Source organism: Variovorax sp. dw_954 (assembly GCF_018449755.1).
Taxonomy (GTDB): domain Bacteria; phylum Pseudomonadota; class Gammaproteobacteria; order Burkholderiales; family Burkholderiaceae_C; genus Variovorax.
Genome location: NZ_JAAVVD010000009.1, coordinates 102,008 through 115,417, shown reverse-complemented (window position 1 = coordinate 115,417; position 13,410 = coordinate 102,008). Strand labels below are relative to the sequence as shown.

Here is a 13,410-nt window from a genome sequence, read left to right as displayed (position 1 = left end):
CTCGTTGTTGCGCAGGCCTCGTTCTCCGGGATCAGGCTGGTACGAATCCGCCCACGCGCAATCAGTGACCCTGCGATTCGCCAACGGACTCGCCGGAAACTACCCAATAAGGGTAGTGGCTTCGCGAGCCCTTGCTGGTCTACTGCCTCCATCAAATTGATGGAGACACTCCAGTGAAGGCATTGGTCGCAGTCAAGCGCGTCGTGGACGCCAACGTCAAGGCGCAGGTCAAGTCGGATGGTTCCGGCGTCGATATCGCCAGCGTGAAGATGAGCATGAACCCATTCGATGAAATCGCCGTCGAAGAAGCGGTTCGCTTGAAGGAGAAGGGCGTCGTGACGGAAGTCATCGCCGTCTCCTGCGGCGACGCCAAGTGCCAGGAAACCCTGCGCACCGCCATGGCCATCGGTGCAGATCGCGGCATCCTGGTCGAGACCACCGAAGAGCTGCAACCCCTGGCCGTGGCCAAGCTGCTGAAGGCGCTTGTCGAGAAGGAGCAACCCTCGCTCATCATCCTCGGCAAGCAAGCCATCGATGACGACGCCAACCAGACCGGCCAGATGCTGGCCGCACTGGCAGACCTGCCGCAAGCCACCTTCGCATCGAAGGTCGAACTGGCCGGCGACAAGCTCAACGTGACGCGTGAAGTCGACGGCGGCCTCGAAACCATTTCGGTAAGCCTGCCTGCAGTCATCACCACCGACCTGCGCCTGAACGAGCCGCGTTACGTGACGCTGCCCAACATCATGAAGGCCAAGAAGAAGCAGCTCGACACCTTCAAGCCCGAGGACCTCGGCGTCGATGTCAAGCCGCGCCTGAAGACCCTGAAGGTCAGCGAGCCGCCCAAGCGCGGTGCCGGCATCAAGGTGCCCGACGTCGCCACGCTGGTGGACAAGCTCAAGAACGAAGCCAAAGTGATCTGAGGAAAGACAACAACATGACCGCACTCGTCATTGCCGAACACGACCACGCCACCGTCAAGCCGGCGACCCTCAACACCGTGACCGCCGCGCTGGCCTGCGGTGGCGACGTCCACGTGCTCGTGGCTGGCGCCAATGCCGCCGAGGCTGCTGCTGCCGCCGCCAAGATCGCAGGTGTCTCCAAGGTCATCGCCGCCGACAGCCCGTCGCTCGCCGAGAACCTCGCTGAAAACGTTGCAGCCCAGGTGCTGGCCATCGCCGGCAACTACAGTCACATCCTGTTCCCCTCGACCGCCAACGGCAAGAACGTCGCACCTCGCGTGGCCGCCAAGCTCGACGTGGCCCAGATCTCCGACATCACCAAGGTCGTGAGCGCCGACACCTTCGAGCGCCCCATCTATGCTGGTAACGCGATTGCCACCGTGCAGAGCAGCGATGCGACCAAGGTCATCACCGTGCGCACCACGGGCTTTGATGCCGCGGCCGCCACCGGTGGCAGCGCCAGCGTCGAGAACGCCGAAGGCGTGGCCGACAGCGGCAAGTCGAGCTTCGTGGGCCGCGAGGTCACGAAGAGCGAACGCCCCGAACTGACCGCCGCCAAGATCATCGTCTCCGGTGGCCGTGCGCTGGGCAGCGCCGAGAAGTTCCAGGAAGTCATGGCGCCGCTGGCCGACAAGCTCAACGCCGGCCTGGGCGCCAGCCGCGCCGCCGTCGACGCGGGCTACGCCCCGAACGACTGGCAAGTGGGCCAGACCGGCAAGATCGTCGCGCCGCAGCTCTACATCGCCGCCGGCATCTCGGGCGCGATCCAGCATCTGGCCGGCATGAAGGATTCCAAGGTGATCGTCGCGATCAACAAGGATGAAGAGGCACCGATCTTCTCGGTGGCCGACTACGGCCTCGTGGCCGACCTGTTCACGGCGGTGCCTGACCTGGCCGCCACGCTCTGACACACAAAGGAGGCGCGACATGGCTCTTCTTCGACAATGCCTGATGGAAGTGCGTGCCGCCGCCGAGGCGCGTGCCTCGCAGTCGACGCGACGCGCTGGAGTATCCAGCCAGCCCGTGGGGACGCCGTCGCAGCGAGACGAGGCTTTCTACACCTGCCGACCCGACACGCGATCGCTTCGGCCGCACGCGCTCAATCGAACCAATTGACAACAGGAACTCGCATGCTTTCAGGAATCAGGATCGTCGAAATCTGCGGCATCGGCCCCGGGCCGTTCTGCGCCATGCACCTTGCGGACCTGGGTGCCGATGTCATCGCGGTCGAGCGCGAGGCCGCTGCCGGCGCGCCGTCCAGCCTGCTCAACCGCGGCAAGCGTTCCATCGTCGCGGACCTCAAGACGCCGGAAGGCCGCGAGCTGGTGCTGAAGCTGATCGAGGACGCCGACGCACTGATCGAAGGCATGCGCCCCGGCGTGATGGAGCGCCTGGGCCTGGGGCCTGCGGAATGCGCGGCGCGCAACCCGCGCCTGGTCTATGGCCGCATGACCGGCTGGGGCCAGACCGGCCCGCTGGCACAGGCCGCGGGGCATGACAACAACTACATCGCGACCTCGGGCGCGCTCTACTACAACGGCACGCCGGCCGAGCCGCCGCAATCGGCCATCACGCTGATCGGCGATATCGGTGGCGGCGCGTTGTACCTGGCGGTCGGCCTGCTGGCCGGCATCCTGAAGGCACGCGAGACGGGGCAGGGGACGGTGGTCGATGCCTCGATCGTCGACGGCTCGGCGCACATGATGCAGCTCATCCTCGCGTCGCGGCAGAAAGGTCTGGTGACCGGCCCGCGCGGCGAGAACATGCACGAGCGCTCGCACTTCTTCGCGACCTACCGCTGCGCCGACGGCCACTTCATCACGCTGGGTTCGCTCGAGCCGCAGTTCTATGCGTTGCTGCTGGAAAAGCTCGGCCTGCAGGACGATCCGCGCTTCGCGGGCAAGCAATGGGACCGCGCGCGATGGGGCGAGATGCAGGCGCACTTCACCGAGCTCTTTGCGAGCCGCACGCGCGACGAATGGTCGGCGCTGCTGGAGGGAACCGACGTCTGCTTCGGCCCGGTCCTGAGCCCGCCCGAGGCCGCTGCGCACCCGCACATGGCCGCGCGCGACATCTACTTCGAGCGCGACGGGTTGCTGCAGACGCGGCCGGCCCCACGCTTCGATGGCGAGGCTGTCACGCCACGTCCGCTGCCGCAGCGGGGCGAGCACACCGGCGCAATCCTGGCGGCGCTGGACGTGCAAGCCGCGAGCGTCTGGGGCTGAAGAGTCTGGCGAGTATTCGCGAGGGCCGGCGCGGCGGGCGCGTCGGGCGCGTCGGCCAGGATACGGAGGGCGGGATGCTCGTGCTTTGCCACGCATATGGCTTGCCCCCTCGGCGTCAAGGCGCGCGCTCCGGTCATCCCGGGCTGAGTTCAAAGATCTTGTCGAAGTAAGCCGGGAGCTCCTTGCCCAACTGTTTCAGGAACGCTGGCCGATCAAAGCCCGGTGGATCGGCGCCGATGTCGCCATCGGGCGTCGAGATGGGCATGGCGGGGATGTCCATGAATGCCCAATGCCATGCATTGGAGACGCGGTGCAGTTCGACCCCGGACACGTTCTGCGCGATCCACTCCGCATGAAAGCGTGGGACGAGATAGCGGTCCAGTTCGGCTTCGTAGACCAAGGTCGGAATCTGGATCGAGGCGAGCGATCGCGCCGAAAAGACGGCGCCCAGCGGCGCCAGTGCGACGACAGCGCGAACGCGGCTGTCCGCCAGCGCCGGGACCGCTTGATCCAGTTGCCCACTCGGGGTCACTGCTGGCTCCCCCGTGGGCGCTACGCTGCAGAGGATCGGATCGGCAGCACGGTTGTCCGAGCAATGCGTGGCGAGCCGTTGCAGTTCGGGCCGGCCCCCGGCCAGCGCCAATACCGTGTAGCCACCCGCCGAATGCCCGACCGCCCCGACGCGTGGTCCCTTGGCGTCGCGCGCGATGCGGTCCTTCCAGGCTGGGTCCTGCAGCAGCGCATCGATCACACGCGAAGCCTGTTGCGGGCGCACACTGAAGTAGCGAGCCGGGCCATTCGCGAGCAGCGATTGGTCTTGCCAGTTGTCGCCGGGATGGCGCAGCGCGGCAACCAGGTAGCCGTCGCGCGCCAGCGCTTCAGCCAGGCTGGCGTGTCCCAGCTCGGACCCCCCGTGCCCGTGGCTCAGGACGATCAAGCCCTTCACTTGCGCTTCAGGCACACCGCCCATGGCGGCATGGACCGTGAACGGCCCCATCGCGATGGTTCGCTCGGGCGACTGCGTGGGGTAGAACAAGGCGACAGGGACAGGTTCGGGGTCCGCGGGCAGACCGGGAACGCTGACGGTCCGGAACCCGGCCTGGCCTGCCAGGACGTTGACCGATAGGAACAGGCCCAGGGCCAGGAGCAAGGCACGTTGTCTGATGCGCATGAGCGGGATCCTCGAAGGAAGTTGCACGGGGGTGCGGTTGTCGGAATCGCCATCGTCGTGGCGCGACATCCTCCCTGCCACCGCCATGAGACGGAGCGCCAGGAAACCGGCGTCAAGTGCATGTGAGAAGCGCGATGCGCATCCGCCGATCGCTTTCGCTGGCGGCCACCGTGCGCTATGACACCGCGGCTGCCTCAACTCACAGCGGAGGCAGGGCGGTCCGAGCAGACATCCCGAACGCAACGGCGCAGCCAGCGGTGCGCAAGGTCCCCATCCATCCTCGGATGCCAGAGCAACGAGACGGTGATCTCCGGCGCCGGCATCGGCAACTGGAAGCTGTGCAGCCCGGCACGCAAGCCTTTGGTGTGGCGCTAGAGGGAACGCTGGCGATCAAGTCGGAATCGGAAATTAGCACGTTCGGGCTGACATGGCGTTTGACGCACGAATATGTTGCAACTGCTGCGCCTTCCGCAATTCGGGGCGAAATCCTATCGTTGGGGCACTGCTTGAACGGAGGTCGTCCAAGCGCAACTCAAAGGAAGAAATCATGGCCAGCAATACGCTCGACGCATCGATGCAGGGAATCAGGTCGGTCTGGGGACCGCTGGGCGACACGGTGGTCGCCGGTTGCCAACGCCACCTCGCGGACCTTCTCCGGGCACCCGCGACGGAAGATTGGTTGGCTGCATTGCACCGCGAAGCGCCGGCGAACAAGGAGCTCTATCGCGATCCGGCACACGGGTTCGTACTCCTGGCGCATTCGGAGTACGCCGGCCTCTACAGGCCACCTCATGACCATGGCCGAGCCTGGGTCATCTACGCCATCCAGCAAGGCGAAATCGAGATGAGGACCTATGCGCGGGTCGAGAACACCGACGGCAGTGTTGGACTGGTGAAGCAGGACTCCACCGTGATGCGACCCGGGCAGGTCCAGGTCTATCTGCCCGGAGATATTCATGACACGCGGTGCATGAAGGGGCCGGCGCTTCTGTTCCGCTTCACCGCGCGCGACCTCAAGAAGGAAGACAAGGACGAGCACCGGGTGAAACGGTACGTCGAGAAGGACGGCGTCTGGACTTTCGGCACACCATGATCAGACCTTCAGCTGCGGTCATGGCGCTTGGCGTTGCGCTGTTGCGCTCCGTCGTTCCGCGGCAACAACTCGGCGCCGCCATCGGCTGGAACGCGCTGGCCGTTGCGCTGTCCTCTGCGGCCGGTCCCACTATTGGCGCCCAGCCATCGGTCTGCGCCGTGTTGATATGCTGTGGCTTGAAGACTTTGGCGGCGAGCCACTGGACGTCATCCTTGAGCGGGCGAGAGACCGACCACTCGGGCAGAAGCGCGAACTGGAGCTTGCCTGCGGGCTGGCAAGATCGATCGGCCTGGCTCACGGGCGGGGCTGGTCCACAAGGATGTCAAACCCGCCAACGTGCTTGCCGGCGATGTACGCCCGATGGGGTTCGCTATCGCATCGCGCTTGCGTCGCGCACGGCAGGCGCCCGAGCCGCCCGAAGTCATCGCCGGCACCTTTGCGTACATGGCGCCGGAGCAAACCGGGTGGATGAATCGCTCGATGGACGCGTCCAATCCGATGGACCCATTGCCACGTCGCCCGTCAGCCGCCGGCGCCGAGCTCCAGGATGGCGAGTCTTCCCGATGCGGTCGACATGATCATCCTGATGGTCCAGGATCGACCTTCTCGTTCTCGATCTCGCACGTCATCCCCGTGTCCGTCCCTTGAGACGCGAAGTGCCTCGATCGAGCCGCTGCGCTCCCTCAACTGCCCATTACCCGAACGTGAAAGCGTAGGCCTGCGCGCCGGGGTCCAGGAACTCGATCTCGAACAGCCTGCTCTTCCTGCTCGCCACCTGGCGCACCAGCTGGTAGAGACGCTGCGCGTCGATCGTGCCGTTGCCCGCGGCGTCGGTGTCGTAGCCGTGGTCGGCAAGCGGCGCGTTGCCGTCGATGCGCACCCTGAAGCGCACAGGCTTGCCGTCCGCCGACGGTCCCAGCACCAGGTGCAGGTCGCGTGCCTGAAAGCGATAGGCGATGCGGCCGTTCGCGCTGCCGACGACTGCGCGCTCGCCTTCCACCGTCCAGTCCCCGCCGAGCGACCACTGGTCGGTGCGCAGCGACGTGGCGAGCTGGTAGGCGTTGGCGCGGTCCCGCACGATCCCGCCCGGCGAGGCGAAGTTGTGCGCGCGCTCATGACCGAGGTAGCTCTCCTGCGACAGCGGCGGCGCTGCACCTGCCGCGGCCTGCGTGCCAACGCCCTGCGGCGCGACCAGCTTCGAGGGCACGCTCGCCTGGCCGGCCTCGGCCAGCAATTGCTGGATGACTTCTTCCGCCTCCTCGTACTGGTTCTCGCCGAACTGGTGATGGCGGATCTGCCCTTTGGCGTCGATGAAGTAGAACGCAGGCCATGCCCGGTTCCTGAACGCGCGCCACACCGCGAAGTCGTTGTCGATGGCCACGGGAAAGTCGATGCCCAGGTCCTTCGTGGCATTGACCACGTTCGACCGGCGTTTCTCGAAGGCGAACTCGGGCGTGTGAACGCCGACGATCACGAGGCCCGCGTCCTTGTACTTGTCGGCCCATGCGCGAAGGTACGGCACGGTGCGCAGGCAGTTGATGCACGAGTAGGTCCAGAAGTCGACCAGCACCACCTTGCCGCGCAACGCTTCGGCGGTCAGAGGCGCCGAATTGAGCCATTCGGTCGCTCCGGCGAGCGATGGAAAGGCGCCTTCCGGCGGCAGCGAGCGCTGGGGCTTGCGGTCCGTGGTTGCCGCGGTGAGGACGAACCGCGCCTTGTCCGGGCCAACGGTAGAACCAGGGGAGGGCGCTGAAGGCGGGCGCATTTCGATCCTTTCGACCAGTGATTTCTCGAAGCGCGTCGTGGACCCGAACGAGATGCGGCTCAGCACGTCGGTGTCGAAGCCGAGCGCGATGGCTCCCACGCCGACGAGGACGGCGGCACCGGCGCCACGCCGGACCATGGCGCCCGTCGCCAGCGTTCCCTTCATCAGCGAGAACAGCCGTCCGCCGAACAGCAGCGCGGCCGCCAGCGAGGTACAGGCGCCTGCCGCGTAGACGAGCAGCAGCAACGAGGTACCGACGCTGGCGCCGTTGAGCGCCGCGCTGGTCAGGATCAAGCCGAGGATCGGACCGGCGCAGGGCGCCCACAGCATGCCGGTGCCGACGCCCAGCAGCAGCGGCGACAGCAAGGACGGGCGCGCCGACGCCGCATCGGCGCGCGGCTCGGAAAGCCGGTAGCCGAAGGCCACCAAGGGCTGGCTCCAGCGGTCCGCCAGCGAGGGAAAAAGCAGCGTGACACCGAACACCGCCAGCAGGCCGATGGCGGCGTAGCGCCCGTACTGGTTCAGCTCCACGACCCATCCGCCGCCGACGGCGGCCAGCGTCGCGATGCCCGCGAACGCCACCGCCATGCCCAGCAGCAGGGGCAGGCCATGCGACCGGAAGGGACGGTCGGCGCGCGCGAACACGAAAGGCAGCACCGGCAGGACGCAGGGGCTCAGGATGGTGAGCACCCCGCCCAGGTAGGCAGCAACCAGGATGAACATGGCGTGCCCGCTCAGTGGCGCGCCGATGCCAGCGACCACACCGCATCGGCAAAGACTTGCGGCGTTTCCTGCGGGACGTTGTGGCCCGCCTGGACGACCTGGTGCGTGCGCGGACCGCTGAACTTCGCCGCCTGTGCCTTGCCGTCGGAAGGCGGCACGATGCCGTTGGAGTCGCCGTCCATGGTGATGGTGGGCACGGAGATGACGGGCAGCGTGGCCAGTTGCTTCTCCCATTCCGCGTACTTCGGGAAGCCGTCCGCCAGGCCGAGGCGCCAGCGGTAGTTGTGGATCACGATCGCCACGTAGTCAGGGTTGTCGAAGGACGCCGCGCTGCGCTGGAAGGTCGCCTCGTCGAAGTTCCACTTCGGCGAATTCGTCGTCCAGAGAATGCGCGCGATGTCCTTGCGGTTGGCCTCGAGCCCGGCGCGGCCGCGCTCCGTGGCGAAGTAGAACTGGTACCACCACTCGTGCTCGGCCTTGGCCGGGAGCGGCATCCTGTTGGCCGGCAGGTTGGTCATGATGTAGCCGCCGACCGAGAGCAGGCCCAGGCAGCGCTCGGGCCACAGCGCCGCGATGATGCAGGCCGTTCGAGCACCCCAGTCGTAGCCCACCATCACGGCACGGTCGATCTTGAGGGCGTCCAGCAATGCGATCTGATCCAGAGCCACGGCGGATTGCTGTGCGGAGCGCGGGTTCGCGGTGTCGAGAAAGCGCGTGGTGCCGTGGCCGCGCAGGTGCGGCACGATCACGCGGCAACCGCGTGCGGCAAGCAGCGGGGCCACGTCTGCATAGCTGTGGATGTCGTAGGGATATCCGTGCATCAGCAGCACCGGGATGCCGTTCGCGGGGCCGGCTTCGTAGTAGCCGACATCCAGTTCACCGGCCTTGATCTGCCTGATCGGCCCGAGCTTCTGCGGCGCGCCGGCGGGTGCAGCGGCGGGCGTTGCAGGAGATGGCGTCTGGGCATGGGCCGAGCCGATGAAGCCCAGCTCTGCCGTGGCGATCCCGGCGACTGCGCTGCCCAGAAAGTTGCGGCGCTGGCGATTGACTTGGTTGGACATGGCGTTCCTTGGTGCGTGTCGAGCGATGTGGCTCATTGGATGCTTCGCATGTATTCGGCATGTGTCGGCGAAGGGGCGTTTTGGTATGGGCGTGTACCTTGGCTACCGCAGATACACGGGAATACAAAACGCCCCCGGGATGCCTCAGCCCAGTGCATCGGCGTGCGTTGACGCGCCGACCTGCACCGAGACGTCCTCGCCCTTCAGGCTGGCCTGGACCGCCTTCACGGCCGTCTCGACCCGCGCGCCGAAGTCGGCGTCTGCCTGGCGGAAGTGGCCGGTCGCCCGGTCGATGATCTCCTGCCGCGTCACCGCGCCGAGCCCGCCGGCGATGCTGTGGACGAGGCGACGCTTCGCCGGCTCGTCCATCAGGCGGTAGAGATCGCCGGCCTGCACGAAGTCGTTGTCGTCGGGATGCTTCGTCCACGCATGGCTGCCGGTCCAGCCGTGGATTTCGAGCGGGGCATACAGGGGCCGGTTGCTCTGCTTCGGTGCGTCGCCGAAGCTGTTCGGCTCGTAGTTCGGGCCGCGTCCGCCGTTGTCGTGGCGCATGGCGCCATCGCGGCCGTAGTTTGCCGCCTTGGTCGCGTGGGGGCAGTTCACCGGCAATTGGGTGTGGTTGATGCCGAGCCGGTAGCGCTGCGTGTCGCCGTAGCTGAACAGCCGACCTTGCAGCATCTTGTCCGGCGACGGTCCGATGCCGGGCACGAAGTTGGCCGGGTTGAACGCGGCCTGCTCGATCTCGGCAAAGTAGTTGCCGGGGTTGCGGTTGAGCGTCAGCACCCCGACGTCGATCTTTGGATAGTCCTTGTGCGACCACACCTTGGTCACATCGAAGGGGTTGAAGCGGTAGTGCTGCGCCTCGGCCACCGGCATCACCTGCACCTGCAACGTCCACTTCGGGAACTCGCCGCGCTCGATCGAATGCAGCAGGTCGAGATGATGGTGATTCGGGTTCTCGCCACCCACGCGCTGGGCCTCTTCCGCCGTGAAGCATTCGATCCCTTGCCGGGTCTTGAAGTGGTACTTGATCCAGAAGGCCTCGCCCCCGGCGTTGACCCACTGGAAGGTGTGCGAGCCGAAGCCGTCCATGTGGCGGTAGCTTCGAGGAATCCCACGGTCGCCGAACAGCCAGGTGAACTGGTGCGTCGCCTCGGGCGAGTTCGAGAAGAAGTCCCAGGCGTTGTCGGGCTCCTGCACGTGGCTCCAGGGATCGCGCTTCTGCGAGTGGATGAAGTCCGGGAACTTGATGGCATCGCGGATGAAGAAGATCGGCGTGTTGTTGCCGACCAGGTCGTAGTTGCCTTCCTGGGTGTAGAACTTGAGCGCGAAGCCACGCGGGTCGCGCACCGTGTCGGCCGAGCCGAGCTCCAATGCCACGGTCGAGAAGCGGATCAGCACGTCGGTCTTCTTGCCGACCTGGCCGAGGAACTTCGCCCGGGTCCATTTCGACACGTCGGCCGTCACCTCGAAGCTGCCGAAGGCGCCCGAGCCCCGAGCATGCACCACGCGCTCGGGGATGCGTTCGCGATCGAAGCGCGCGAGCTTCTCGATCAGGTGGTGGTCCTGCATCAGCACCGGGCCGTTGGCGCCGGCGGTCTGGGAGCGCTGGTTGTCCTCGACGGGGGCGCCGGATTCGGTGGTGAGTCTGTTCGTTGGGTTCATGGAATTGCTCCGGTGTGGATGGATCAGGCGGGTTGCTTCGCTGACGCGAGCTCCCAGACGGCGTCTGCAAATGCCTTGGGGGCTTCCTGCGGCAGGTTGTGCCCGACCTTGGGCACGATGCGGTGCGAGCGCGGCCCGCTGAAGAGGTGCGCGGAGCCCTTGCCATCCGTGGCGGCGATGACGCCATCGCCACCGCCATCCAGCGTGATGGCGGGCACGCTGATCACCGGTTGCGCGGCCAGGCGCTTCTGGAGGCCTGCATAGGCCGGGTCGCCGTCGACCAACCCGAATCGGTGCCGGTAGTTGTGGATGACGACCGGGACGAAGTCCGGGTTGTCGAAGGAGACCGCGGCGCGCTCGAAGGTGGCGTCGTCGAAGTTCCAGTTCGGCGACCAGTCCTTCCACAGCAGCCGGGTCAGTTCGCGCCGGTTGGCGCTAAGGCCTGCCACGCCGCGCTCGTTGTGAAAGTAGTACTGGTACCAGATCGCCTTCTCGCCCGCGGGCGAGGTGGGCACCATGGCCCGGGCGATGTTCTGGATCAGGTAGCTGTTGACGCAGACCAGCCCCGTCACGCGCGCCGGCCACAGCGCGGCTGCCACGCAGGCGGCGCGCCCGCCCCAGTCGTAGCCGGCGACGACGGCGGTGCGGATCTTCAATGCGTCCATCAACGCGATCAGGTCCGCGCCCAATGCGGCCTGTTCGCCCGATCGTGGGGTTGCGCCGTCGAGAAAGCGCGTCGGGGAGTAGCCGCGCAGGTACGGCACGATCACCCTGCAGCCGCGCGCCGCGAGATCCGGTGCCACGTCGACGTAGGAATGGATGTCGTAGGGATAGCCATGCATCAGCATCGCCACCGGTCCGTCCGCGGGGCCGGCCTCGTAGTACGCGATGTCGAGCACGCCCGCGTCGACATGCCGCAGCGGCTCCAGCCGCTTCAGCGGGCCCGCGACAGGCTGGGCATGGCTGGTGCCCGCGACGCCGAGATTCACCGCGGCGGCCGTCGCCATGGCTGCACCGAGGAAGCTGCGGCGCTGCTGGTTGATGTCATGTGTCATGGGGTCCTTCGCAAGCATGGGTGTGTGTCGAAGGGCCATTGAAGTCCGACGCTGTATCCCGCGTGTGTCATGGACAGGCGTTCTTGCATCGCCGTGTACGCGCATCGCGGCCAGACACGTGGCCATACAAAAAGGCACCCGCGGGACAGGCGCCTGCGGGCTGGATTGCAGCCTCAGCCTTGCGCGTCGGCGCGGGTGCTCACGCTCAGCCGCGCCTTCAGGCCGCCTTCGTCGCGATTGCTCAGCGTCAGCTCGGCCCCCATGGCGTTGGCAAGCTGGTGCGCGATGGCGAGGCCCAGGCCCGTGCCGCCGGTGCTCCGGTTGCGCGAGCCTTCGACGCGGTAGAAGGGCTTGAGCACCGACGCCAGGTGCTCGGGCGGGATGCCGGGCCCGTTGTCGATCACCGCCACCGTGAGCTGGTCCCCGGCGTAGTGCACGAGAACGCGCACCTCGCTGCCGAACTTCAACGCGTTGTCGATCAGGTTGGCGAGGATCCTGCGCAGGGCGTTGGGGCGTGTCACGACGGGCTCGCCGATCCGGCCTTCCAGCTGCACCTGCTGGCCGGCATCCTCGTAGTCCGCCACCATGCTCTCCAGCAGCGCATCGGCATCGATGCGGCAGGGCGGCTCCTTCGTCCCATGCAGCGTGCGCGCATAGGTCATGCCTTCCCGCACCAGCGCATTCATGGCGTCGAGGTCCTGCCTGAACTTGACCTGGTCCTTCTCGTTGTCCATCAGGTCGGTGCGCAGGCGCATCCGCGTGATCGGCGTCTGCAAGTCGTGCGAGATCGCAGCCAGGATCTCGACGCGCTCCGACATGTAGCCCGCGATCCGGCGCTGCATCGCGTTGAAGGCGCGCGCCGCATGCGCCACTTCGGTCGGGCCTTCCTCGACGAGCATCCTCGGCTTCAGGTCCGGCCCCAGTTCGTCGGCCGCCGAGGCGAGCCGGGCGAGAGGCCGGGTGACGAGGCGCACCGCGAGCCAGCCGCAGGCCGCGAGCACGGCGAGCTGGACCCACAGCATCCACATCACCCAGTCGGACACCGGCATCGGCACGCGCCGCGCAGCGACCGTCACCCAACTGCCGTCGCCCAGCTTGACCTGCATGCGAAGGCTGTCCTGTCCATCGCCGGTCTGCGCCACTCGAACGACCGTGAAGGGCTTCAGCGCGGTGGTGATGGCTGACGCGAATTCCTGCGATGAAGGCTCTGATGGGGCCGGGCCAGACACGTCGTCACCGCCCAGGATGAACTTGTAGTTCCGGCGCTCCAAGCGTCCCAGCCAGGCGTGGCGCTCATCGGCCGGGAGCCGGTCGAGGATGGCGATGGAACTGGCGATATCCAGCTCGATGCCGCTCATCATCAGTTCGCGCATCGCGTTGCCGCGCTCATAGCGGATCGAGGCGAAGGTCAGGAGCTGTGCAATGGCCAATCCCACGACCATGATCAGCATCACGCGCGCGAACAGCGAGCGTGGCACGAGGCGGCGCAGGCGACTCCTCCGCTCGGGTGTCAATCCGGTCTCGGGGCCACTGGCTGGAGCGCGTGAGGTCGACCGGGTCATGGCCCGTTTATAGGCCTCTGCGTCGATTCGATGGGCGCCGCGTGTATTCCAATGTGTTCGAGCGACGGCGTGAAATAGAACTTTACCGATGCCCGGCTGCCGACGCACAACGGCCCGCCCGTTCGCAC

Annotated in this window: 10 protein-coding genes and 1 pseudogene; 4 read left to right on the top strand and 7 right to left on the bottom strand. The window is 66.7% G+C overall.

Annotated features, from left to right (window positions below):
- Positions 1-173 precede the first annotated feature (173 nt).
- The 3 genes from HB681_RS16095 to HB681_RS16085 all read left to right on the top strand — a co-directional run bounded on the left by HB681_RS16095 (position 174) and on the right by HB681_RS16085 (position 3,187).
- Positions 174-923 (top strand): electron transfer flavoprotein subunit beta/FixA family protein, encoded by a 750-nt coding sequence (locus HB681_RS16095; protein ID WP_213955855.1) that lies wholly within the window; start codon positions 174-176, stop codon positions 921-923.
- Between the two features lie 14 nt (positions 924-937).
- On the top strand, positions 938-1,870 hold the full coding sequence (locus HB681_RS16090) for an FAD-binding protein (RefSeq protein WP_213955854.1): 933 nt from the start codon (positions 938-940) through the stop codon (positions 1,868-1,870).
- Positions 1,871-2,092: 222 nt separating this feature from the next.
- Positions 2,093-3,187: a CaiB/BaiF CoA-transferase family protein gene (locus HB681_RS16085; protein ID WP_213955853.1), complete on the top strand. Its 1,095-nt coding sequence runs from the start codon at positions 2,093-2,095 to the stop codon at positions 3,185-3,187.
- A 133-nt stretch (positions 3,188-3,320) separates the two neighbouring features.
- Here HB681_RS16085 and HB681_RS16080 read toward each other — a convergent pair whose 3' ends face one another.
- Positions 3,321-4,358 carry a dienelactone hydrolase gene (locus tag HB681_RS16080; RefSeq protein WP_213955852.1) on the bottom strand — a complete coding sequence of 346 codons (1,038 nt, stop codon included), beginning with the start codon at positions 4,356-4,358 and terminating at the stop codon, positions 3,321-3,323.
- A 194-nt stretch (positions 4,359-4,552) separates the two neighbouring features.
- Positions 4,553-4,758 (bottom strand): annotated as a pseudogene (locus HB681_RS38100) (LysR family transcriptional regulator); the annotation flags it as partial.
- Positions 4,759-4,905: 147 nt separating this feature from the next.
- Between HB681_RS38100 and HB681_RS16075 the strand changes: the two are divergent.
- Positions 4,906-5,451, top strand: coding sequence for a hypothetical protein (locus HB681_RS16075; RefSeq protein ID WP_213955851.1), 546 nt, complete (start codon positions 4,906-4,908; stop codon positions 5,449-5,451).
- A 694-nt stretch (positions 5,452-6,145) separates the two neighbouring features.
- Here HB681_RS16075 and HB681_RS16070 read toward each other — a convergent pair.
- The 5 genes from HB681_RS16070 to HB681_RS16050 all read right to left on the bottom strand — a co-directional run bounded on the left by HB681_RS16070 (position 6,146) and on the right by HB681_RS16050 (position 13,171).
- Positions 6,146-7,939, bottom strand: coding sequence for a cytochrome c biogenesis protein DipZ (locus tag HB681_RS16070; protein WP_213955850.1), 1,794 nt, complete (start codon positions 7,937-7,939; stop codon positions 6,146-6,148).
- An 11-nt stretch (positions 7,940-7,950) separates the two neighbouring features.
- Complete coding sequence (locus HB681_RS16065) at positions 7,951-9,000, bottom strand: alpha/beta hydrolase (RefSeq protein ID WP_213955849.1); 1,050 nt, start codon at positions 8,998-9,000, stop codon at positions 7,951-7,953.
- Between the two features lie 144 nt (positions 9,001-9,144).
- Positions 9,145-10,665, bottom strand: a complete 1,521-nt coding sequence (locus tag HB681_RS16060) for a catalase (RefSeq protein WP_213955848.1) — start codon at positions 10,663-10,665, stop codon at positions 9,145-9,147.
- 23 nt (positions 10,666-10,688) lie between these two features.
- The gene (locus HB681_RS16055; protein ID WP_256734973.1) at positions 10,689-11,603 is read right to left on the bottom strand and encodes an alpha/beta hydrolase; all 915 of its coding nucleotides are present in this window, start codon (positions 11,601-11,603) and stop codon (positions 10,689-10,691) included.
- A gap of 290 nt (positions 11,604-11,893) precedes the next feature.
- The gene (locus tag HB681_RS16050; RefSeq protein WP_256734972.1) at positions 11,894-13,171 is read right to left on the bottom strand and encodes an ATP-binding protein; all 1,278 of its coding nucleotides are present in this window, start codon (positions 13,169-13,171) and stop codon (positions 11,894-11,896) included.
- Positions 13,172-13,410 lie beyond the last annotated feature (239 nt).

Excerpts from the sequence above, each read along its gene's own strand:
- HB681_RS16090 (WP_213955854.1), top strand. The coding sequence starts at position 938 with ATGACCGCACTCGTCATTGCCGAACACGACCACGCCACCGTCAAGCCG.
- HB681_RS16085 (WP_213955853.1), top strand. The coding sequence starts at position 2,093 with ATGCTTTCAGGAATCAGGATCGTCGAAATCTGCGGCATCGGCCCCGGG.
- HB681_RS16080 (WP_213955852.1), bottom strand. The coding sequence starts at position 4,358 with ATGCGCATCAGACAACGTGCCTTGCTCCTGGCCCTGGGCCTGTTCCTA.
- HB681_RS16075 (WP_213955851.1), top strand. The coding sequence starts at position 4,906 with ATGGCCAGCAATACGCTCGACGCATCGATGCAGGGAATCAGGTCGGTC.
- HB681_RS16070 (WP_213955850.1), bottom strand. The coding sequence starts at position 7,939 with ATGTTCATCCTGGTTGCTGCCTACCTGGGCGGGGTGCTCACCATCCTG.
- HB681_RS16065 (WP_213955849.1), bottom strand. The coding sequence starts at position 9,000 with ATGTCCAACCAAGTCAATCGCCAGCGCCGCAACTTTCTGGGCAGCGCA.
- HB681_RS16060 (WP_213955848.1), bottom strand. The coding sequence starts at position 10,665 with ATGAACCCAACGAACAGACTCACCACCGAATCCGGCGCCCCCGTCGAG.
- HB681_RS16050 (WP_256734972.1), bottom strand. The coding sequence starts at position 13,171 with ATGCTGATCATGGTCGTGGGATTGGCCATTGCACAGCTCCTGACCTTC.